This is a genomic window from Citrobacter sp. Cf118 (genome assembly GCF_030334095.1).
GTDB lineage: Bacteria > Pseudomonadota > Gammaproteobacteria > Enterobacterales > Enterobacteriaceae > Citrobacter > Citrobacter freundii.
Window position 1 is genome coordinate 492,687 of the sequence record NZ_JAOWES010000088.1, and the last position, 22,764, is coordinate 515,450.

General features: G+C 51.6%; 16 protein-coding genes, 7 tRNA genes and 1 pseudogene. 5 read left to right on the forward strand and 19 right to left on the reverse strand.

The window, feature by feature from the left end; genetic code table 11:
- Window positions 1-67 precede the first annotated feature (67 nt).
- The 6 genes from gltI to miaB form a co-directional block, all read right to left on the reverse strand.
- On the reverse strand, window positions 68-976 hold the full coding sequence (gltI, locus tag OGX67_RS22435) for a glutamate/aspartate ABC transporter substrate-binding protein GltI (RefSeq protein ID WP_003022762.1): 909 nt from the start codon (window positions 974-976) through the stop codon (window positions 68-70).
- Between the two features lie 409 nt (window positions 977-1,385).
- Complete coding sequence (gene lnt / locus OGX67_RS22440) at window positions 1,386-2,924, reverse strand: apolipoprotein N-acyltransferase (protein ID WP_057063299.1); 1,539 nt, start codon at window positions 2,922-2,924, stop codon at window positions 1,386-1,388.
- A 24-nt stretch (window positions 2,925-2,948) separates the two neighbouring features.
- Entirely contained in the window at window positions 2,949-3,827 is an 879-nt protein-coding gene (corC, locus tag OGX67_RS22445; protein ID WP_003022770.1) for a CNNM family magnesium/cobalt transport protein CorC, read from the reverse strand.
- 158 nt (window positions 3,828-3,985) lie between these two features.
- Window positions 3,986-4,459 carry an rRNA maturation RNase YbeY gene (gene ybeY / locus OGX67_RS22450; protein ID WP_003022773.1) on the reverse strand — a complete coding sequence of 158 codons (474 nt, stop codon included), beginning with the start codon at window positions 4,457-4,459 and terminating at the stop codon, window positions 3,986-3,988.
- Window positions 4,456-5,502 carry a PhoH family protein gene (locus tag OGX67_RS22455; RefSeq protein ID WP_003022776.1) on the reverse strand — a complete coding sequence of 349 codons (1,047 nt, stop codon included), beginning with the start codon at window positions 5,500-5,502 and terminating at the stop codon, window positions 4,456-4,458. Before OGX67_RS22455 ends, ybeY begins: the two co-directional genes overlap by 4 nt.
- Before the next feature lie 206 nt (window positions 5,503-5,708).
- Entirely contained in the window at window positions 5,709-7,139 is a 1,431-nt protein-coding gene (gene miaB / locus OGX67_RS22460; RefSeq protein ID WP_003022779.1) for a tRNA (N6-isopentenyl adenosine(37)-C2)-methylthiotransferase MiaB, read from the reverse strand.
- Window positions 7,140-7,284: 145 nt separating this feature from the next.
- Between miaB and ubiF the strand changes: the two genes are divergently transcribed.
- Window positions 7,285-8,460: a 3-demethoxyubiquinol 3-hydroxylase gene (gene ubiF, locus OGX67_RS22465; RefSeq protein ID WP_257651739.1), complete on the forward strand. Its 1,176-nt coding sequence runs from the start codon at window positions 7,285-7,287 to the stop codon at window positions 8,458-8,460.
- A 120-nt stretch (window positions 8,461-8,580) separates the two neighbouring features.
- Here the strand turns inward: ubiF and OGX67_RS22470 are convergent.
- From OGX67_RS22470 to nagB, 12 genes are all read right to left on the reverse strand, one after another.
- A tRNA-Gln gene (locus OGX67_RS22470) sits at window positions 8,581-8,655 on the reverse strand.
- 36 nt (window positions 8,656-8,691) lie between these two features.
- Window positions 8,692-8,766: transfer RNA gene (locus tag OGX67_RS22475), tRNA-Gln, on the reverse strand.
- Window positions 8,767-8,809: 43 nt separating this feature from the next.
- Window positions 8,810-8,886, reverse strand: a tRNA-Met gene (locus OGX67_RS22480).
- Between the two features lie 21 nt (window positions 8,887-8,907).
- Window positions 8,908-8,982: transfer RNA gene (locus tag OGX67_RS22485), tRNA-Gln, on the reverse strand.
- A gap of 37 nt (window positions 8,983-9,019) precedes the next feature.
- A tRNA-Gln gene (locus tag OGX67_RS22490) sits at window positions 9,020-9,094 on the reverse strand.
- A gap of 23 nt (window positions 9,095-9,117) precedes the next feature.
- Window positions 9,118-9,202: transfer RNA gene (locus OGX67_RS22495), tRNA-Leu, on the reverse strand.
- A gap of 9 nt (window positions 9,203-9,211) precedes the next feature.
- Window positions 9,212-9,288 (reverse strand) — tRNA-Met (locus tag OGX67_RS22500).
- Between the two features lie 224 nt (window positions 9,289-9,512).
- Window positions 9,513-11,177, reverse strand: a complete 1,665-nt coding sequence (gene asnB / locus OGX67_RS22505; RefSeq protein ID WP_003835552.1) for an asparagine synthase B — start codon at window positions 11,175-11,177, stop codon at window positions 9,513-9,515.
- Between the two features lie 299 nt (window positions 11,178-11,476).
- Window positions 11,477-12,229, reverse strand: a complete 753-nt coding sequence (nagD, locus tag OGX67_RS22510) for a ribonucleotide monophosphatase NagD (RefSeq protein WP_003022792.1) — start codon at window positions 12,227-12,229, stop codon at window positions 11,477-11,479.
- 166 nt (window positions 12,230-12,395) lie between these two features.
- Window positions 12,396-13,616 (reverse strand): DNA-binding transcriptional regulator NagC, encoded by a 1,221-nt coding sequence (nagC, locus tag OGX67_RS22515; protein WP_003022796.1) that lies wholly within the window; start codon window positions 13,614-13,616, stop codon window positions 12,396-12,398.
- A gap of 8 nt (window positions 13,617-13,624) precedes the next feature.
- Entirely contained in the window at window positions 13,625-14,773 is a 1,149-nt protein-coding gene (gene nagA, locus OGX67_RS22520) for an N-acetylglucosamine-6-phosphate deacetylase (RefSeq protein ID WP_003022800.1), read from the reverse strand.
- 60 nt (window positions 14,774-14,833) lie between these two features.
- Complete coding sequence (gene nagB / locus OGX67_RS22525; RefSeq protein WP_003022803.1) at window positions 14,834-15,634, reverse strand: glucosamine-6-phosphate deaminase; 801 nt, start codon at window positions 15,632-15,634, stop codon at window positions 14,834-14,836.
- A 342-nt stretch (window positions 15,635-15,976) separates the two neighbouring features.
- Here nagB and nagE point away from each other — a divergent pair, with 342 nt between their 5' ends.
- The 4 genes from nagE to OGX67_RS22545 all read left to right on the forward strand — a co-directional run bounded on the left by nagE (window position 15,977) and on the right by OGX67_RS22545 (window position 22,004).
- Window positions 15,977-17,926: a PTS N-acetyl glucosamine transporter subunit IIABC gene (nagE, locus tag OGX67_RS22530; RefSeq protein ID WP_257651737.1), complete on the forward strand. Its 1,950-nt coding sequence runs from the start codon at window positions 15,977-15,979 to the stop codon at window positions 17,924-17,926.
- Window positions 17,927-18,112: 186 nt separating this feature from the next.
- Window positions 18,113-19,780 carry a glutamine--tRNA ligase gene (glnS, locus tag OGX67_RS22535; RefSeq protein ID WP_071696184.1) on the forward strand — a complete coding sequence of 556 codons (1,668 nt, stop codon included), beginning with the start codon at window positions 18,113-18,115 and terminating at the stop codon, window positions 19,778-19,780.
- Window positions 19,781-20,215: 435 nt separating this feature from the next.
- Window positions 20,216-21,622, forward strand: a complete 1,407-nt coding sequence (gene chiP, locus OGX67_RS22540) for a chitoporin ChiP (RefSeq protein ID WP_003022813.1) — start codon at window positions 20,216-20,218, stop codon at window positions 21,620-21,622.
- A gap of 49 nt (window positions 21,623-21,671) precedes the next feature.
- Window positions 21,672-22,004 (forward strand): ChiQ/YbfN family lipoprotein, encoded by a 333-nt coding sequence (locus tag OGX67_RS22545; protein ID WP_003022817.1) that lies wholly within the window; start codon window positions 21,672-21,674, stop codon window positions 22,002-22,004.
- A gap of 54 nt (window positions 22,005-22,058) precedes the next feature.
- On the opposite strand, the pseudogene OGX67_RS22550 reads toward OGX67_RS22545, so the two are convergent.
- A pseudogene (locus OGX67_RS22550) lies at window positions 22,059-22,724 on the reverse strand (MFS transporter); the annotation flags it as partial.
- Window positions 22,725-22,764: the final 40 nt, after the last annotated feature.

The following is a 22,764-nucleotide window of genomic DNA, read 5'->3' on the forward strand; positions in this document are numbered from 1 at the left end:
TCAGGCTTATAGTCTGTCCGTGCCGAGTAACAATCGAGAGGGAGGGGAAGCCTCCCATTTATTTTAGTTAGTTAAGCGCTTTATCATTCGGTTCTTTGAACAGGGCTTTCATCTCGTCTGACAGTTCGAAATTCATGTTCAGGTTCTTCGGTGGAATTGGATTTTTAAACCACTTATCAAACCATTTCTCAGCTTCGCCTGAGGTCTGCGCCTTGGCGATAGTGTCGTCCATCAGCTTTTTGAACTCAGGGTCATCTTTACGCAGCATGCAGCCGTAGGCTTCCTGAGATTGTGGCTTGCCAACGATCTCCCAGTTGTCTGGTTTCTTCGCTTTCGCGCGTTCGCCAGCCAGCAGGGCGTCATCCATCATAAAGGCAACAGCACGACCGCTTTCCAGAGTACGGAAAGAGTCACCATGGTCTTTCGCGCTGATGATGCGCATATCCATTTTTTGTTCTTCGTTCAGCTTGTGCAGCAGCACTTCTGATGTGGTACCTGAAGTCACGACCACGGCTTTGCCTTTCAGGTCAGCGAAATCTTTGACGTCGCCGCCTTTTTTCGCCAGCAGACGGGTACCGACAACGAAAATGGTGTCAGAGAAGGCTGCTTGTTTCTGGCGCTCGACGTTGTTGGTGGTGGATCCACATTCAAAGTCGAAGGTGCCGTTTTGCAGCAGCGGGATACGGTTTTGTGAAGTAATCGGGATCAGTTTTACCTGCAGATCGGGCTTGTTCAGCTTTTTCTTCACCGCTTCAACGATCGCGTTGGAGTAATCCTGTGAATAACCGACCACTTTTTGCTGATTATCGTAGTAAGAAAACGGTACCGATGATTCACGGTGACCGACAACGATCACGCCATTTTTGGCGATCTTATCCAGCGTGCTGCCTGCCGCGGGTGCTGCGTCTTCTGCGTGCGCCAGACCGGCGGACATTCCCATGACCAGCATGGCAGTGGCGAGCTTACGTAATTGCATATCCAACTCCTTTATCGTCTGCGCCAGGGACGCATTGATACCCATTGTGATGTTGTTATTGTTTGCTACTAAAACGTGCAGTCTTGTATGTGTTTGTTAACATTTAGTTTGGATGAATGTAAAGAATTTGCTGTGTTATTGTTTATTTTTGCGAAGTGCGCCGCACCATTTGGGGGCAAAAATATCTTGTTGCACTTTTCAGGTGCTACCGGCGCTCAACTTTGGTGCGACCAGGTTGCACATTCAGCCAAAACAGCGTTTGCCTTGTAGAACAAAGCAATAGACGTGCCAGAATGGTCTTTTGGAGGGGAGTTGGCCTGATAAGCGTAGCGCCATCAGGCAAGATGCTGCACAACGGCCGGATGGCGGCGTACCGCCTTATCCGGCCTGAATTTGATGGGGCACTGTTTTATTTGCGACGTTGGCGCAGGCTCATTACCACCGCACCAAAGCCAAACAGTGCAGTCAGCAGCCAGAGCGGCCAGTTACCGGTACGGGCATAAGGGGTCAGGCCCGTGGTTGGCGTCACGCTGGTGGTCAGAACCTGACGGGTAAACTGCGGGATCATCGCCTGAATCTCACCCTGAGGACCAATCACCGCCGTAATACCATTGTTGGTGCTACGCAGCAGGGGGCGCGCCAGCTCAAGGGAACGCATCCGCGCCATCTGGAAGTGCTGCCACGGGCCAATGGACTTACCAAACCAGGCATCGTTGGAGATAGTCAGCAGGTAGTCCGTATCCGGACGGAAGTTATCCCGAACCTGTTCGCCAAGAATGATTTCGTAGCAAATGGCAGCGGTCAGCTTAAAGCCGTGTGCATGCAACTGTGGCTGTACGTACGGGCCACGACTGAACGAAGACATTGGCAGGTCAAAGAACGGCGCTAACGGTCGCAGGATTGATTCCAGCGGGACAAACTCGCCAAACGGTACCAGATGGTTTTTGTTGTAGCGGTTGCTGGAGTCGTAGCTGTATGGACTGTCTTTACCCAGTGTGATGATGGTGTTGTAGGTGTCGTAACGATTCTGCTTGTTCAGACGCGCGTCCACGATACCGGTAATTAGTGTGCTGTTTTTCGATTTCAGCAGGTCATCCATCATGCTCAGAAAACGCTGTTGGTTAATTTCCAGATCCGGAATAGCAGATTCTGGCCAGATGATTAGCTGTGATTTGCCCATCTCGGGTTGGGTGGCGTCGAGATAAATCTTCAGGGTGTTGAGTAACTGACCTTCATCCCATTTAAGCGACTGCGGAATGTCGCCCTGCACCATCGAGACCTGGGTGGTTTTTTCCGGCTCAAGCGTGTACCACTGGATATAGCGCAGTGGAAAAGGCAGAGCAAAGAGCACGAGTGCGACAACCAGCGGCTTCCAGTTACGTCTCACCAGCGCCAGCGCCAACAGGCCGCTAACCATCATCAGCAGGAAGTTAATCGCCTCAACGCCCATTACCGGCGCCAGCCCCTTTAACGGACCGTCGATCTGGCTATAACCGAACTGCAACCACGGGAAGCCGGTCAGTACCCAACCGCGCAGGAATTCCGTGATTTGCCAGACTACCGGCGCGGCAATTGCCACCCGTAGCCAGGTGGTTTTCGGCCACAAGCGCGCCAACACGCCGGCAAACAGACCGGTGTAGAGGGAAAGGTATGCGGCAAGCAGAACCACGAGGAAAATGTTAACCGGGCCGGGCATACCGCCAAACTGCGCGATACTGACGTAAACCCAGTTGATGCCTGAGCCAAACAGTCCCAGTCCCCAGAAGTAGCCGATAGCGGCAGACTGGAGCGGACGGCGGTTGAAGGTGAGAGCCTGCAGGCCCATCAGCGAAACAATCGCAGCGGGCCAGATGTCATACGGTGAGAAAGCCAGTGTCCCGCAGGCACCGAATAATAACGCCAGCAGCAGGCGAATGCGCTGGCGTTCAATTAATGGGGCAAATGCCATGTAGTCTTAGATCCAGTTTCGGGTTTATTCGTCCAGTTTTGGCTGGGGTGAGTCGTCCGGAATTCTGACATGAACCTGAATAATACGGCGGCTGTCGGCCATTGCCACTTTAAACTGGTAACCATCAATGTCGATAGTTTCCCCACGCGCGGGCAGATGACCAAAGGCCTGCATGACCAGCCCGCCAATGGTATCGACTTCTTCGTCGCTAAAGTGGGTCCCAAAAGCTTCGTTGAAGTCTTCAATCGGCGCCAGCGCGCGAATAGTCCAGGTGTGGCGACTGAGCTGACGGAAATCAATATCGTCTTCTTCGTCGTACTCATCTTCAATTTCACCGACAATCAGTTCAAGGATGTCCTCAATGGTCACCAGACCTGAGACACCGCCAAACTCGTCGATGACGATAGCCATATGATAACGCTGGGAGCGGAACTCTTTCAGCATGCGGTCAACCCGCTTGCTTTCAGGTACGACAACCGCCTGGCGTAACACTTTCTCCATGCTGAAGGCTTCGGCATCGCTGCGCATAAACGGCAGCAAATCTTTGGCCATCAGAATCCCTTCAATGTGATCCTTGTCTTCGCTAATCACCGGGAAACGCGAGTGAGCAGACTCGATAATGACATCGAGACATTCGTCCAGGGTCTGGTTGCGTTTCAGGGTAATCATCTGGGAGCGAGGGATCATGATGTCGCGCACGCGTTGGTCCGCAATATCCATTACCCCTTCGAGCATATCACGCGTATCTTCATCGATAAGGTCGTTTTGCCCGGAATCACGGATCAGCTCCAACAGTTCGTCGCGGTTTTTCGGTTCACCGTGGAAAAGTTGGCTCAGTAACAGGGAAAAAAATCCCTTTTTGCTGTTTAAGGTGTCACTACTGTGTGAATTGTCGTCGCTCATGGCGTCGTATGGGTTCTCATGTTAGTTAATACAAAGCGCGTCATGCGTATACTCAGCTGTTGACGGCATGTTTTGCCTGATGGCGCTACGCTTATCAGGCCTACGAAAGGCATGAATGTAGGCCGGATAAGGCGCAAGCGCCGCCATCCGGCAAGCTACTATTCTGCAATCTTCTCGGCAATGTACGGATCCTCATAGCCCAGAGCAAGCATAATCTCTGTTTCGAGGGATTCCATTTCTTCCGCTTCATCGTCTTCGATATGGTCGTAGCCGAGTAAATGCAAGCTTCCGTGCACCACCATGTGCGCCCAGTGGGCCTCAAGCGGCTTACCTTGTTCCTGCGCTTCTTTCTCGACGACCTGACGGCAGATGATCAAATCACCCAGCAGCGGCATCTCAATGCCCGGCGGGGCTTCAAACGGGAAAGAGAGCACGTTGGTGGATTTATCTTTCCCGCGATAGGTCAGGTTGAGCTCATGGCTTTCCGCGTCATCGACCAGACGAATGGTTACTTCAGACTCTTCCTGAAACTGCGGGATCACCGCATCCAGCCACCCCTGAAACTGGCTTTCTGTGGGTAAACCGGATTCGTCTTCACATGCCAGCTGTAAATCGAGAATAACCTGACTCATTTTTGTTCCTGCTCCTGAGCTTCGCGCTTGCGTTCTGCAGCCTGCTCGGCTTTACGTTTCTGTTCTGCTTCTTCCCAGGCTTCATACGCCGTGACGATACGAGCCACCACCGGATGGCGAACCACGTCTTCGCTATGGAAGAAATTAAAACTAATCTCGTCGACCTCAGCCAGCACTTCAATGGCATGACGCAGACCGGACTTGGTGCTACGTGGCAGGTCAATCTGGGTGATATCGCCGGTGATAACCGCTTTGGAGTTAAAGCCGATACGGGTCAGAAACATTTTCATCTGTTCGATGGTGGTGTTCTGGCTCTCATCAAGAATGATGAACGCATCGTTTAACGTACGGCCACGCATATAGGCCAGCGGCGCAACTTCAATGACGTTACGTTCAATCAGCTTTTCAACCTTCTCAAAACCGAGCATTTCGAACAGCGCGTCATACAGCGGTCGTAAATAGGGATCGACTTTCTGGCTGAGATCACCCGGCAGGAATCCCAGTTTTTCGCCCGCTTCCACTGCCGGACGGGTCAGCAGAATACGACGGATCTCCTGACGCTCAAGCGCATCAACCGCAGCGGCAACGGCGAGATACGTTTTACCCGTACCCGCAGGGCCAACGCCAAAGGTGATGTCGTGGTCGAGGATATTTGCAATGTACTGTGCCTGGTTCGGCGTACGCGGCTTAATTACTCCGCGCTTGGTCTTGATGTTCACCGCTTTGCCAAATTCAGGCACGCTGTCTGCGCTTTGCTCAAGCACACGCGCTTCTTTGATCGCCAGATGAATTTGTTCAGGCTCGATGTCCTGCGTCTGACCGCGCATCGGGGCGGTATCGACGTACAGACTACGTAAAATATCTGCCGCAGCGGTGACGCAAATTGGGCGGCCGGTCAGTTTAAAGTGGTTATCACGGCGGTTAATTTCGATGCCGAGGCGACGTTCCAGCTGTTTGATGTTGTCATCAAATGGGCCGCAAAGGCTCAACAGGCGGGCGTTGTCTGCGGGTTCAAGGGTGATTTCGCGAGTGTCTATGTTCAAACTGTTCCTCTTATGCATGTCTCGCCGGACGCTGAACATTTACCGGCATCTAAGGAAATTATTCACGCCATGGGGGAAAGGCGCAAGCATTGCAATAAATATGGGGATGCCAGGGAAGATTACAAGGCCTGCCGGGACAGCGAGCCCAGAAGTGTAGGCCCGAAAAGTGTAGCGGTATCGGGCCTTTTTTACGTCTTTCAGCAGGATTAAGGCTGATAAATACCAACGCCCAGATCGTTTTCTTTGCGGGTACGCGCAATGACCGATTCAGGGGATTCTGCGATGCGCAGACCCATTTCGTCTTCGGTACGCACCACTTTGCCGCGCAGGGAGTTCGTCCAGACATCGGTAATTTCAACATCCACAAACTTACCGACCATATCCGGAGTACCTTCAAAGTTCACCACGCGGTTATTTTCGGTACGCCCTGACAGTTCCATAATGCTCTTACGCGATGTGCCTTCAACCAGAATGCGCTGGGTCGTACCAACCATACGACGGCTCCAGGCCATAGCTTGCTGGTTGATACGCTCCTGTAGAATGTACAGACGCTGTTTCTTCTCTTCTTCTGGTACGTCATCAACCATATCGGCGGCAGGGGTGCCAGGACGCGCAGAGAAGATAAAGCTGTAGCTCATGTCAAAATTGACGTCAGCGATCAGCTTCATGGTCTGCTCGAAATCCTGCGTGGTTTCACCTGGGAAGCCAACGATGAAGTCGGAGCTAATCTGGATATCTGGACGCGCAGCGCGCAGTTTGCGGATGATCGCTTTGTATTCCAGCGCCGTGTGGGTACGTCCCATCAGGTTCAGTACGCGGTCTGAGCCGCTCTGTACCGGCAGGTGCAGGAAGCTCACCAGCTCTGGCGTATCGCGATAAACTTCAACGATATCATCGGTGAATTCGATCGGATGGCTGGTGGTGAAGCGGATACGATCAATGCCGTCGATCGCTGCTACCAGACGCAGCAGATCGGCAAAGGATCCGATCGTGCCGTCGTAGTTTTCACCACGCCAGGCGTTGACGTTTTGCCCCAGCAGGTTCACTTCACGCACGCCTTGGGCTGCCAGCTGGGCGATTTCAAACAGAATATCATCCGCCGGACGGCTGACTTCCTCACCGCGGGTGTAGGGCACCACGCAGTAAGTACAATATTTATTACAACCTTCCATGATGGACACAAACGCGCTTGGCCCTTCAGCACGCGGTTCCGGCAGGCGGTCGAATTTTTCGATCTCCGGGAAACTGATATCAACCACCGGGCTACGGGTCGTGCTTCCACGCACTTTGTTGATCATTTCCGGCAGGCGATGCAGCGTTTGCGGCCCAAAAATAATATCGACGTAATGCGCGCGCTGGCGAATATGATCGCCTTCCTGAGACGCAACACAGCCACCGACCCCAATGATGAGCTTGGGATTTTTCTCTTTTAACAGTTTCCAGCGGCCCAGTTGATGGAACACTTTTTCCTGAGCCTTCTCACGGATTGAGCAGGTATTCAGCAGCAGCACATCCGCTTCTTCCGCCACGTCAGTCAGTTGATACCCATGAGTGGCATCCAGCAGATCGGCCATCTTCGATGAATCGTATTCGTTCATCTGACAGCCCCAGGTTTTAATATGGAGTTTTTTGGTCATCGACTTGCTCTTGCGAAATTGTGGCTGAAATGCAGGGCGCATAGTGTACTGCTTTGGCGCGGTTGTGACCAGTATGACGGATGTCAGCCTCAAGTGGTAAAAAATCCTGTAAACTTACACAATACATGTAACTGGAAAATTGACCATGACAAATCAACCAACGGAAATTGCCATTGTCGGCGGGGGGATGGTCGGCGGCGCGCTGGCGCTAGGACTGGCGCAGCATGGATTTACGGTAACGGTGATTGAACATGCCGCTCCTGCGCCGTTTGTTACTGGCGGACAGCCTGATGTCAGAATTTCGGCCATTAGCTCCGCCTCCGTGTCGTTGCTGAAAGGGCTGGGCGTCTGGGATACGGTTCAGGGAATGCGTAGCCATCCTTACCGTCGTCTGGAAACATGGGAATGGGAAAATGCCCATGTGATGTTTGATGCCGCCGAGCTTAAGCTGCCTTTGTTGGGCTATATGGTGGAGAACACGGTCCTGCAACAGGCGCTCTGGCAGGCGCTGGAAGTTCACCCTAAAGTTACGCTGCGCGTGCCGGCGTCGCTTCTCTCTTTGCATCAACATCACGATCGGCATGAACTTGAACTGGCAGACGGTGAAAAAATCAGCGCGAAGCTGGTCATCGGCGCGGATGGTGCCAATTCTCAGGTGCGGAAAATGGCCGGGATTGGCATTCATGCCTGGCAGTATGCGCAGTCCTGTATGTTGATTACCGTGCAATGCGAGCATTCGCCGGGAGACAGTACCTGGCAGCAATTTACCCCTGACGGTCCGCGCGCGTTTTTACCGTTGTTCGATAACTGGGCCTCGCTGGTGTGGTACGACTCACCAGCTCGCATCCGCCAATTGCAAGCGCTAAATATGCCGCAACTGCAGGCGGAGATCGCTAAACATTTCCCTTCACGACTCGGTAACGTTACGCCTGTGGCGGCGGGGGCATTCCCACTTACGCGTCGTCATGCGCTGCAGTATGTGCAACCGGGGCTGGCGTTGGTAGGTGATGCCGCGCATACCATTCACCCACTGGCGGGGCAGGGCGTTAATCTGGGTTTTCGTGATGTCGATGCGTTGATTGATGTGCTGGTGAATGCGCGTAGCTACGGTGAATCCTGGGCCAGTCAGCCGGTGCTCAAGCGTTATCAGAATCGCCGTATGACTGACAATTTCATCATGCAAAGCGGTATGGATCTGTTCTACGCCGGATTCAGCAATAACCTGCAGCCGCTGCGTATCATGCGCAATCTCGGGCTCATGGCCGCAGAGCGCGCTGGCGTACTGAAACGTCAGGCACTGAAGTATGCGTTAGGGTTATAGCTCGAGTGGTGCCTGATGGCGCTACGCTTATCAGGCCTATAAGTCATGTAGGCCGGGTAAGTCTTGCCATCACCCGGCGTTAGAAAAGCAAAAAGCTCGCCGAAGCGAGCTTTTTTAATATGGCTGGGGTACGAGGATTCGAACCTCGGAATGCTGGTATCAGAAACCAGAGCCTTACCGCTTGGCGATACCCCAACGGGTGCACCCACAAAGTGGACGACTTTTTGAAATTGGCTGGGGTACGAGGATTCGAACCTCGGAATGCTGGTATCAGAAACCAGAGCCTTACCGCTTGGCGATACCCCAACAATTTTTTGGATTTACCGAACGAGTCGATACGTCCTTAATATGGTGGCTACGACGGGATTCGAACCTGTGACCCCATCATTATGAGTGATGTGCTCTAACCAGCTGAGCTACGTAGCCAGATACTATCATATTCTTCGATGGCTGGGGTACCTGGATTCGAACCAGGGAATGCCGGTATCAAAAACCGGTGCCTTACCGCTTGGCGATACCCCAATGACCGTTGCGGTGAACCGCTATATCGAAGAAAAAATGGCTGGGGTACCTGGATTCGAACCAGGGAATGCCGGTATCAAAAACCGGTGCCTTACCGCTTGGCGATACCCCATCCGTGCAACGCTTACGGGTGAATGGTGCGGGAGGCGAGACTTGAACTCGCACACCTTGCGGCGCCAGAACCTAAATCTGGTGCGTCTACCAATTTCGCCACTCCCGCAAAAAAAGATGGTGGCTACGACGGGATTCGAACCTGTGACCCCATCATTATGAGTGATGTGCTCTAACCAGCTGAGCTACGTAGCCATCTTTTTTTTCGCGTAACCTTATCGGCGTTGCGGGGCGCATTATGCGTATTGAGCCTTGAAGCGTCAACCCCTTTTTCATTGAAAATAGCTGGAATGTGACTGTTTGGTTAGGTTGCGAACAGCATGACGCAATATTCGGCAATTATTAGTTATTAATTGTTTTTTTGCACAGAAAACAGACATAAAAAAAGAGCCCCGCAGGGCCCTTTTCTAAGGATTAACTTATTTATAAGCGGACTGGTGTACGCCAACCGCACGACCAGACGGATCGTTCATGGTTTTAAACGCTTCATCCCATTCGATCGCTTTAGCGGAAGAACAGGCTACAGACGGCCCGCCAGGTACGCATTCCGCAGCGCTCGCAACCGGGAACAACTCTTCGAAAATCTCACGGTACAAATACGCTTCTTTAGATGATGGCGTGTTGTATGGGAAACGGAAGCTGGCGGTTTCCAGTTGTTGGTCAGAAACTTGTTCAGCAGCGACTTCTTTCAGTGTATCAATCCAGCTGTAACCAACACCGTCAGAGAACTGCTCTTTCTGACGCCATGCGACGCTTGCCGGCAGGTAGGACTCAAAACATTCGCGCAGAACGTGTTTTTCCATTTTGCCGTTGCCGCACATTTTGTCCTGCGGGTTGATGCGCATCGCCACATCAAGGAATTTCTTATCCAGAAACGGCACGCGTGCCTCCACGCCCCAGGCTGACATCGCTTTGTTGGCACGGGCGCAGTCGAACATATGTAGTGCCTGCAGCTTGCGCACGGTTTCTTCGTGCAGTTCTTTTGCATCTGGTGCTTTGTGGAAATAGAGATAACCGCCAAATACTTCGTCCGAACCTTCGCCCGACAGCACCATTTTAATGCCCATCGCTTTAATTTTACGCGACATTAAGTACATTGGCGTCGAGGCGCGAATCGTCGTGACATCGTAAGTTTCGATGTGATAAATCACGTCGCGGATAGCATCCAGACCTTCCTGCACGGTGAAGTGGATCTCGTGGTGCACGGTACCCAAATGGTTCGCCACCTCCTGTGCAGCTTTCAGATCAGGAGCGCCTTCCAGGCCGACGGCGAAGGAGTGCAGCTGTGGCCACCAGGCTTCGCTACGTTCCTGATCTTCAACACGGCGTGCCGCGTATTTTTTAGTGATCGCGGAAATGACGGATGAATCCAGACCGCCGGACAGCAGTACTCCATAAGGAACATCTGACATCAGGTGGCTTTTCACCGCATCTTCCAGCGCCTGGCGCAGCTCGTTTTTATCGGTAACGTTGTCTTTGACTGCATCGTATTCAAACCAGTCGCGCTGGTAGTACTGACGAATTTCACCGTCTTTACTCCACAAATAACTACCGGCCGGGAATTCTTTGATTGTGCGGCAGACAGGAACCAGCGCTTTCATTTCAGACGCAACATAGAAGTTACCGTGTTCGTCGTAACCCATATACAGCGGGATGATCCCAATATGATCGCGACCGATCAGATAAGCGTCCTGCTCGCTGTCGTACAGGGCAAAAGCAAACATGCCTTGCAGATCATCCAGAAACTCTGGGCCTTTTTCCTGATACAGCGCGAGGATAACTTCGCAGTCGGAACCGGTCTGGAACTGATAGCGATCGCCGTACTCAGCGCGCAGCGCCTGGTGGTTATAAATTTCACCGTTAACCGCCAGGATATGCGTTTTCTTCACGTTGTACAGCGGCTGAGCACCGGCGTTGACGTCGACGATGGACAGACGTTCGTGTGCCAGAATGGCGTTATCACTGGCGTAAATACCCGACCAGTCCGGGCCGCGATGGCGCATCAGACGAGACAATTCCAGGGCTTTTTTACGCAGTTCAACTGCGTCAGTTTTAATATCGAATACGCCAAAAATAGAACACATAACCTTCTCCGTTAACCTGTTGCGTGATGCTTTTTATGTTTGCTTGATAAAGAAAATGCCGCAAAGCGGGAGAGGGCGCAAGCGAATTGCGGGTCAGAAAATAAAAAATGCAATGGTCATTGTGGATTGGTGAAAAAAGATTACAGAATAGACGTGTTTATTGATGAATCGACAGTTTTATGGCGGTTTTATTGAATGGAGAGACTTCGTGGGGCGGATAAGGCGATGACGCCGCCATCCGGCAATAACGCTGCATAATTGCCGAATAAGACGAACTTATGTCTTATCCGGCCTGCGAATCAAATCACATCAATTTCAGCAACAGACGGGTAAATCCAGCTTGGTCTGAACGGCATGTTGTCAATATCATCGAGCTTGGATACGCCAGACAGTACCAGGATAGTTTCCAGACCCGCCTGAAAACCTGCCAGAATATCGGTGCGCAGGTTGTCGCCAACAATGACGGTTTCTTCTGAGTGCGCCTGCATTTTGTTGAGCGCCGCGCGAATAATCCACGGGCTGGGTTTGCCGACATAAAATGGTTTACGACCTGAGATCTTCTCAATACCGGCACAGAGTGCTCCACAGGCGGGATAAAAGCCGCGACCGTGGGTATCCGGGTTAGTGGCGATAAAACGAGCGCCGTTGGCGACAAAATACGCCGCTTTATGCATCATGTCCCAGTTATAGGAACGCGTCTCGCCAACAATCACAAAATCGGGGTTCACGTCGGTAATGGTAAATCCAGCTTTATACAGTTCGTGAATTAACGCGCCTTCACCTACCACATAGGCCTTTTTTCCTTCCTGGCGACGAAGAAAATCAGCGGTAGCCATCGCGGAAGTATAAAAGACGCTATCAGGGACATTCACACCTGCGGTGGCGAAGCGGTTTGCCAGATCTTGCCCGGTCTGCGAAGGGTAGTTAGTCAGCAGGACTAACGGCAGACCTTTTTCCAGGATCCCAGTCAGAAATTCTGCCGCACCCGGTACGGCAACATTGTCGTGCATCAGCACGCCGTCGATATCACAAATTACATTCTTAATGGCCATGGACAATCCGACATTAAAAAAAGAAGGCATTACTATACACAAAATACACTACATCATTCGAGTTGCATCAAGGCGGCAAGTCTGCGAACCTCCGGAGCTTACTGAAGTAAGTGACTGAGGTGAGCAGATGCAGCTAACGCAGAGGCAGCTTGAAGGATGACGTGTATTAGCTTTCCAGCAAACGTTGCAGCAAAGTCCCGTTAAGCATTGCGCGTTTCACCAGCGCAAAGGCGCCAATGGCGGAGCGGTGATCCAGCGTGGACCGAACCACCGGTAAATTATGGCGAAACGCCTTCAACGCCTGCGTGTTGATACAGCTTTCTATTGCAGGCAGCAGCACTTTATCAGCCTCGGTAATTTCGCCCGCAATGACGATTTTCTGTGGATTAAACAGGTTGATGGCGATAGCGATGGTTTTACCCAGATGGCGGCCAACGTGCTCAATGACTTCAGCTGCCAGATTATCGCCTTTATTCGCTGCCTTACAGATGGCTTTGATACTGCAATCATCCAGCGTGAGCCGGCTTGGATAGCCTTGCTTTAGCAAGTTTTGTACGCGGTGTTCGATAGAGGCGTTGGCCGCAATGGTTTCCAGGCAGCCGAAATTACCGCAGTGACAGCGCTCACCCAGCGGCTCAACCTGAATATGACCAATCTCACCGACGTTGCCATTGCGACCGATGAAAATGCGGCCATTGGAAATAATTCCCGCGCCAGTTCCGCGGTGCACTCGCACCAAAATGGAGTCTTCGCAATCCTGGCTTGCCCCGAAATAGTGCTCAGCCAGCGCCAGGCTGCGAATATCGTGACCAACAAAGCAGGTGACTTTGAAGCGTTTTTCGAGCGCTTCGACCAGTCCCCAGTTTTCGACCTGAATGTGTGGCATATAGCGGATGACGCCGCTTTCAGGATCGACAAGGCCTGGCAGGATGACAGAAATTGCGATCAGCTCGCGGATTTTTCGCTGGCAGCTCTCAATAAAGATAGCAATGGTGTTGAGCAGCGCATATTCCAGCGTTTCCTGGGTGCGCTCCGGGAGAGGGTAATGCTCTTCGGCGACCACTTTACTGCTCATATCATAGAGAGTGAGCGTCGTATCGTGGCGCCCCAGGCGTACGCCAATGGCGTGGAAATTGCGGGTTTCTGTGACGATAGAGATAGCGCGGCGGCCTCCGGTGGAGGCCTGCTGATCGACTTCTTTGATCAGCCCGCGTTCGATCAACTGACGCGTAATTTTGGTTACGCTGGCGGGGGCAAGCTGGCTTTGCTCGGCAATTTGAATTCGCGAGATTGGCCCATGCTGGTCAATCAGGCGATAAACCGCCGCGCTGTTAAGCTGTTTTACGAGATCAACATTACCTATTTGAGCTTGTCCGCCTGGTGTCATTCTTTCTCTTACTCAGTAACGACCTCGTTGCCATTAACGATGGTCTTGATAATTTTAAAGTCGTGCGTGAACGCAGTCAGGTTGGCTACTTTGCCTGGCGCGATGCTGCCGAGTTGTTTGTCGACGCCAATGGCGCGAGCAGGGTAGAGCGTTGCCATGCGCAGGACTTCGTCGAGAGCGATATTCGCATGTTCGACCAGATTGCGTACACCTTCAATCATGGTTAATGATGAACCGCTCAACGTACCGTTCTCATCAACACATAGTCCATTGCGGTAGTATATTGTTTTACCGGCGAAAATGAACTGTTCAATGTTTGCACCTGCTGGCGCGGTCGCGTCGGTGACCAGGCACAGCTTGTCGCCTTTCAGGCGCTTGGCGTTACGAATGTTAACGTAGTCAACGTGCAGGCCATCGGCGATGATACCGCAGTAGATATCGGCTTCATCAAGAATTGCGCCCGCCAGACCTGGTTCACGACCGGTAATGTACGGCATCGCGTTGAACAGATGGGTCGCAAAGCTGATGCCTGCGCGGAAGCCGATTTTGGCTTCTTTGACCGTTGCATTGGAGTGACCCGCAGAAACCACGATACCGGCATTAACCAGTTTGGTGATGACCTCTACCGGGACCATTTCTGGTGCCAGTGTGACTTTGGTGATCACATCCGCATTATCGCACAGGAAATCAACCAACGCAGCGTCCGGCTGACGGACAAATCCCGGATTATGGGTGCCTTTTTTCACAAGGTTCAGCCACGGGCCTTCAAGATGAAGTCCTAATGCCTGATTCGGGTGTTTCGCCAGGTATTCACGCATCACGCGAACACCCTGTTTCATCAGGTCATCGCTGGTGGTGATAAGCGTTGGCAAATAGTTGGTGCAGCCAGATTTTTCATTGGCTTTCTGCATGATTTCCAGCGTTTCAACAGTCACGGCTTCTGCCGTATCGTTAAACTGTACACCGCCGCAGCCGTTTAGCTGTACATCAATAAAACCGGGGGAAACAATGGCCCCATTCAGTGAGCGCTGTTCAATTCCTGACGGTAACTCAGCCAGTGGGCAAACGCTGTCAATCAGGCCATTGGCGACAACAATCGCATGGTCATCAAGAATTTCGTGACCGGTAAAGATCCGGCCCTGGGTTAAAGCATACATTCCGACCCCCGATTTCAAAAAATGCCGCCCTGCAACTCATCGACAGGGCGGAGACATCAATTACAGACCTTTAATATTTTCCGCTTCTAACTCGTTGAAGTATTTCAGCGTCTTCACTTTCAGTTCCATGGTGGAAGGCTCATCGCAGACCACAACGGCTTTTGGATGCAACTGCAGGCAGCTGATGGTCCACATGTGGTTAACGTTGCCTTCAACGGCGGCTTGCAGCGCCTGTGCTTTCTGGTGGCCCAGAACCAGGATCATCACCTCTTCTGCATCCAGCAGGGTACCCACGCCAACGGTCAGCGCATATTTAGGCACCTGGCTTACGTCGCCGTCAAAGAAGCGTGAGTTAGCAACACGTGTGTCGTGAGTCAACGTTTTGATACGGGTACGGGAAGCCAAAGAGGAAGCCGGTTCGTTGAACGCGATGTGACCATCGTTGCCTACACCGCCCATAAACAGGTGGATTTTACCGTAAGAACGGATTTTTTCTTCATACTGACGGCATTCTGCATCAATATCCGGCGCGTTACCATTGAGGAGGTTGATGTTTTCTGCTGGAATATCAACGTGATCAAAGAAATTGCGGTGCATAAAGCTGTGGTAGCTTTCCGGATGTTCTTTCGGCAGGCCAACATATTCGTCCATATTGAAAGTAACAACATGCTTGAAGCTCACCTGGCCCGCTTTGTGCATTTCAACCAATGCTTTATAAGCTGTCAGCGGAGTACCGCCAGTCGGCAGGCCCAGAACGAACGGACGATCTGCCGTTGGTTTGAACGCGTTAATACGGTTAACGATATGGCGAGCAGCCCATTTGCCGACTTGTTCAGCGGTATTCAGGGGGATCAGTCTCATTCTTCACCTCAAAAGTAAATGTAAGCAATTGGCGGATTGAGTCTCTGTGCAGTATTAAGCGTAACCTGGTTTTGCATCGGTAAGGATCAATCCGTTTCGATTTTTTGAATGATAAAATAAGTTTTCGTAGTTAGCCAGTGGAAGGGAGGGTTGATAACGATATTTGGTGACTGAAATCACAAAAAACACGCGTTTAATTTGCGATACGAATTAATTTTTCACACACTCTGAATGTAGATGAATGGTTAATATCGTTGTTCCAGAATCTTGCTGTCAGGAATGGTCACACAATAAAAATATGGCTTCAAAGAAGCCTAATCGGGGTCTCGTAGGGGGAATAAAATGAATATTTTAGGTTTTTTCCAGCGGCTGGGTAGGGCGTTACAGCTTCCCATCGCTGTGCTGCCAGTCGCGGCACTGCTGCTGCGATTCGGCCAACCAGATTTACTTAACGTACCCTTCATCGCGCAAGCGGGTGGGGCCATCTTTGATAACCTCGCGTTAATATTTGCGATCGGTGTTGCTTCCAGCTGGTCAAAAGACAGCGCAGGTGCAGCAGCGCTGGCAGGTGCGGTCGGTTATTTCATATTGACCAAAGCAATGGTTACCATTAACCCTGCAATCAATATGGGTGTGCTGGCTGGTATCATCACCGGTCTGGTCGGCGGTGCCGTGTATAACCGCTGGTCTGGTATCAAACTGCCTGACTTCCTGAGTTTCTTTGGCGGCAAACGCTTCGTGCCGATCGCTACTGGCTTCTTCTGTCTGGTGCTGGCTGCTATCTTCGGTTACGTATGGCCACCGGTACAGAACGCCATCCATGCGGGTGGTGAGTGGATCGTGGGCGCTGGCGCGCTGGGTTCCGGTATCTTTGGTTTCATCAACCGTCTGCTGATCCCAACCGGTCTGCATCAGGTGCTGAATACTATTGCCTGGTTCCAGATTGGCGAATTTACTAACGCTGCAGGTACCGTATTCCACGGTGACATCAACCGTTTCTACGCGGGTGACGGCACTGCGGGTATGTTCATGTCTGGCTTCTTCCCGATCATGATGTTTGGTCTGCCGGGTGCGGCGCTGGCGATGTACTTCGCGGCTCCGAAAGCACGTCGTCCGATGGTTGGCGGTATGCTGCTGTCCGTTGCGATCACCGCGTTCCTGACCGGTGTTACCGAGCCGCTGGAATTCCTGTTCATGTTCCTGGCTCCGCTGCTGTACCTCCTGCACGCACTGTTAACGGGTATCAGCCTGTTCGTTGCAACACTGCTGGGGATCCACGCGGGCTTCTCCTTCTCCGCAGGTGCTATCGACTACGTGTTGATGTACAACCTGCCGGCAGCAAGTAAGAACGTCTGGATGCTGGTGGTGATGGGTCTGGTGTTCTTCGTCATCTACTTTGTGTTGTTCAGCGCGGTTATTCGTATGTTTAACCTGAAAACGCCGGGCCGCGAAGATAAAGAAGACGATATCGTTACTGAAGAAGCCAACAGCAACACTGAAGAAGGTTTGGCTCAACTGGCAACCAGCTACATTGCAGCGGTTGGCGGCACTGATAACCTGAAAGCGATTGATGCCTGTATCACTCGTCTGCGTCTGACCGTTGCCGACTCCGGTCGCGTAAACGATGCGATGTGTAAACGTTTAGGAGCATCGGGTGTCGTTAAGCTGAATAAGCAAACAATTCAGGTCATCGTGGGTGCGAAAGCTGAATCCATCGGCGACGAAATGAAGAAAGTTGTCGCGCGTGGCCCGGTGGCAGCAGCGTCTGGTGAAAGTGCGCCAGCAGCAGCGGCTCCGGTAGCAAAACCGCAGGCGGTAGCGAATTCAGTCACCGTTGAAGCGCTGGTTTCTCCGATCACCGGTGACGTAGTTGCGCTGGAGCAGGTTCCTGATGAAGCCTTCGCCAGCAAAGCTGTAGGCGACGGCGTGGCGGTGAAACCAACGGATAAAATCGTGGTTGCTCCGGCTGCGGGCACCATCGTGAAAATCTTCAACACTAACCACGCGTTCTGCCTGGAAACTGTTAAAGGCGCGGAAATCGTGGTCCATATGGGCATCGACACCGTCGCGCTGGAAGGTAAAGGCTTTAAGCGTCTGGTTGAAGAAGGTGCGGAAGTTACTGCAGGCCAACCGATTCTGGAAATGGATCTGGAGTTCCTGAACGCTAACGCACGTTCTATGATAAGCCCGGTTGTGTGCAGCAACAGCGATGATTTCGGCGCTCTGGTCATTAAAGCCGAAGGTCACGTGGTTGCCGGTCAAACACCACTGTATGAGATTAAAGGTAAGTAACTGCTCCTGAGTAAAGTGAGTTAAGTGCCTTAAGCGGCGGGGGATAGTCCTCCGCCGCTTTTTTTTGCAGCAAATGCCCTCATATCTCCTGCTGAACAGCTTTTTTGTGCAACTAATAGTTGTCTCCTGACGTCGCTTATAAGATCATACTCCGTTATACGTTGTTTACGCTTTGAGGAATCCACGATGAGTGAGGCTGAAGCCCGCCCGAGTAACTTTATTCGTCAGATCATCGATGAAGATCTGGCCAGTGGTAAGCACACCACTATCCATACCCGTTTTCCGCCGGAGCCAAATGGCTATCTGCACATTGGCCACGCGAAATCCATTTGTCTGAACTTTGGCATTGCGCAAGATTACCAGGGCCAGTGCAACCTGCGTTTTGATGATACGAACCCGGTTAAAGAAGATATCGAGTACGTTGAGTCGATTAAAAACGACGTTGAATGGTTAGGTTTCCACTGGACTGGCGACATTCGCTACTCTTCGGATTACTTCGATCAGCTTCACGCCTATGCGGTAGAGCTTATTAATAAAGGGCTGGCGTACGTTGACGAACTGTCAGCGGACGAAATCCGCGAATACCGTGGCACGTTGACTCAGCCAGGTAAAAACAGCCCGTACCGCGATCGTAGCGTTGAAGAGAACCTGGCGCTGTTCGAAAAAATGCGTACCGGTGGCTTTGAAGAAGGTAAGGCCTGCCTGCGTGCGAAAATCGATATGGCTTCGCCGTTTATCGTGATGCGCGATCCGGTGCTGTACCGCATTAAGTTCGCCGAACACCATCAGACCGGCAACAAGTGGTGCATCTACCCGATGTACGACTTTACCCACTGCATCAGCGATGCGCTGGAAGGCATTACGCATTCACTGTGTACGCTGGAGTTCCAGGATAACCGTCGTCTGTACGACTGGGTGCTGGACAACATCACCATTCCGGTTCATCCGCGCCAGTACGAATTCTCGCGCCTGAATCTGGAATACACCGTGATGTCCAAGCGCAAGCTGAACGAGCTTGTGACCGACAAGCACGTTGAAGGCTGGGACGATCCGCGTATGCCGACGATCTCTGGTCTGCGTCGTCGCGGTTACACCGCTGCCGCGATCCGTGAGTTCTGCAAACGTATTGGTGTGACCAAACAGGACAACACCATTGAGATCGCTTCTCTGGAATCCTGCATCCGCGAAGATCTGAACGAAAATGCTCCGCGCGCGATGGCGGTTATCGATCCGGTGAAACTGGTTATCGAAAATTACCCGCAGGGCGAAAGCGAGCTGGTCACTATGCCTAACCATCCGAATAAACCGGAAATGGGTAGCCGTGAAGTACCGTTTAGCGGTGAAATTTGGATCGATCGCGCAGACTTCCGCGAAGAAGCGAACAAGCAGTACAAGCGTCTGGTGATGGGTAAAGAAGTACGTCTGCGTAATGCTTACGTGATCAAGGCCGAACGTGTTGAGAAAGATGCAGAAGGGAAGATCACCACCATTTTCTGCACCTACGATGCTGACACCCTGAGCAAAGATCCGGCCGATGGTCGTAAGGTTAAAGGCGTTATTCATTGGGTGAGCGCGTCCCATGCGCTACCGATTGAAATCCGTCTGTACGACCGTCTGTTTAGCGTGCCAAACCCAGGTGCGGCGGAAGACTTCCTGTCCGTTATTAACCCTGAATCGCTGGTCATTAAGCAGGGTTACGGTGAGCCGTCGCTGCAGGCTGCGGTTGCAGGTAAAGCGTTCCAGTTTGAGCGTGAAGGTTACTTCTGCCTGGACAGCCGTTATGCAACGGCTGACAAGCTGGTGTTTAACCGTACCGTTGGTCTGCGTGATACGTGGGCTAAAGCGGGCGAATAAGTCGCAACACATCCTCTCTAAACGCCGCTTCATGCGGCGTTTTTTTTCGCAATAAAACCGTTTGACAGGCTCCGTTTGCGCAGCGAATTAATTACATGTCTGTAATAATAAATCGGCTGAATGTTTTTACGTTTAAATAACTTACCTCAATGTGAAATGGGCTGAAACCGATTTCATCTCTATGGAAAACAAGCGATTTTTTCATTTTATCAACGCTTTTTTATCTCCCAATGAAAATGTAACAGAAAGCAATGAAATATGTGCGGTTGCTCATACTATTACATACTCGTTACAGAAAGAGATTGATAATTCGCGTCGCGAAAAATAGTCTATTCATTGTAGTCACTGAGGTTTTCTTGGCGCTACTTTTTTAATTTTTGTTTTTTCGCTGTCCGCTTATATCGGCAGCATTTTTATGTCAAAGAGGATTAACATATGCGTACGTTTAGTGGCAAACGTAGTACGCTGGCGCTGGCTATCGCCGGTATCACAGCAATGTCGGGTTTTGTTGTCGCTCCGCAGGCACACGCCGAAGGATTTATTGATGACTCAACCTTAACCGGCGGCATCTATTACTGGCAGCGTGAGCGTGACCGTAAAGATGTGACCGATCATGACAAATACAAAACCAACCTTTCTCACTCCACCTGGAACGCTAACCTCGACTTCCAGTCCGGTTATGCGGCCGATATGTTTGGTATTGATATCGCAGCATTTACCGCTATTGAAATGAACGAAAGTAGCGAAAGCGGCCATCCAAACGAAATCGCATTCTCTTCCAAAAATAAAGGCTATGACGAGGATTACTCCGGCGATAAGAGCGGGATTAGCCTTTATAAAGCAGCAGCTAAATTTAAATACGGCCCAACCTGGGCGCGTGCCGGTTACATTCAACCAACCGGGCAGACTCTGCTGGCACCGCACTGGAGCTTTATGCCAGGTACCTATCAGGGGGCTGAAGCCGGTGCCAACTTCGACTATGGTGATGCTGGCGCACTAAGCTTCTCCTATATGTGGGCTAACGAATATAAAGCACCGTGGCACACCGAAGTCGATAAATTCTATCAGGCTGATAAAAAGACCAGCGTTGATTACCTGCATTCAATCGGCGCGAAATATGACTTCAAAAATAACCTGTTGCTGGAAGCGGCATTTGGTCAGTCTGAAGGCTACGTCGATCAGTACTTCGCCAAAGCCAGCTACAAATTCGATTTAGGCGGTAACCCGTTTACTACCAGCTATCAATTCTACGGCGCACGTGACAAAGTTGACGATCGCACCGTGAACGATATTTATGACGGCACGGCCTGGCTGCAGGCGCTGACCTTCGGTTATAAAGTAGCGGAAGTGGTTGACCTGCGTCTGGAAGGCACATGGGTTAAAGCAGATGGGCAGCAAGGCTACTTCCTGCAGCGTATGACCCCGACCTACGCCTCATCAAACGGTCGCCTGGACGTGTGGTGGGATAACCGTTCTGACTTCAACGCCAACGGCGAAAAGGCAGTCTTCTTCGGCGCAATGTATGACCTGAAGAACTGGAACCTGCCGGGCTGGGCAGTGGGCGCGTCCTACGTTTACGCATGGGATGCCAAACCCGCTACCTGGCAGCTCAACCCGGATGCGTACTACGACAAAAACCGCACTATCGAAGAATCTTCTTACAGCCTGGATGCGGTTTACACCCTGCAGGATGGTCGTGCGAAGGGCACTATGTTTAAACTGCACTTCACCCAGTACGACAACCATTCAGATATTCCGAGCTGGGGTGGTGGTTACGGCAACATCTTCCAGGATGAGCGCGACGTGAAATTCATCGTTATTGCTCCGTTCACTATCTTCTAATGCCAATAGCGGCAGGCCGTGCGCCTGCCGCCTCGTTGAGGAACGTGCTATGAAAAAACTGATACTCATCGCCGTTATGGCATCAGGGCTGGTGGCTTGTACGCAATCCCCTGCACCGAAAGAAGACAGCCGTCTGAAAGAAGCCTACAGCGCGTGTATTAATACCGCTCAAGGATCGCCGGAAAAAATAGAAGCCTGCCAAAGCGTGTTGAATGTACTGAAGAAAGAAAAACAGCACCAGCAGTTTGCCAATGAAGAAAGCGTACGCGTGCTGGATTATCAACAGTGTATCCAGGCCACGCGCACGGGTAACGATCAGGCCGTTAATGCTGATTGTGATAAAGTCTGGCAGGAAATCCGCAGCAAGAATGCCGCGCAGTAATTCAAAAAATGAAAAAGACAACGGGCGGAGAATTTTCCGCCCGTTTGCATTTCAGAGCTTATTTTCCACTGGTTGATAACCCCGACTCAGCCGGACAAACAGTATTGCCGTGGCGGCGAGTCCGCAAAGTGCCGCGCACACAATAAAGAAGGGTATGCGCCAGCCCCATTCCGAGATCTGATCGTGTCCCAGGGTGGCGTTCAGACCGTAACCAATCAGCGCCGCCACCACAATGGCGACCTGTTGACTGGCCGACTGCCAACTGGTGTAGAAGCCTTTATTGCCAGGCGTGGCGATTTCCGAAAGATAAACCGAGACGCCGCCTAACTCTACGCCTGCAGAAAATCCCTGTAATAGTCGTCCAAGTAATACCAGCACGGGAGCCAGCAGGCCAATACTGTGATAGCCAGGTACCAGGGCTATCAGCAGGGTACCGCAGCCCATAATCGCCAGCGTCACCATCAGGCCTTTACGACGACCAATTCTGTCGATATAAGCACCCAGCACAATGGCGCCAACGGGTCGCATTAAGAAACCCGAACCAAAAACGGCGAAAGTTAACATTAGCCCGGCAAATTCACTCTCCGCGGGAAAGAAGGTCTTTGCAATATAGGTGGCGTAAAACCCGAACAGAAAAAAGTCGAACTGTTCGAGAAAATTACCGCTGGTTACCCGCAGTATTGCGCCGAAAGTTCCGGCGCGCGATGGTTGTTGTGTCATTGGGTTTGCTCCACTGTCTTATCATAATATTTATAGAGGT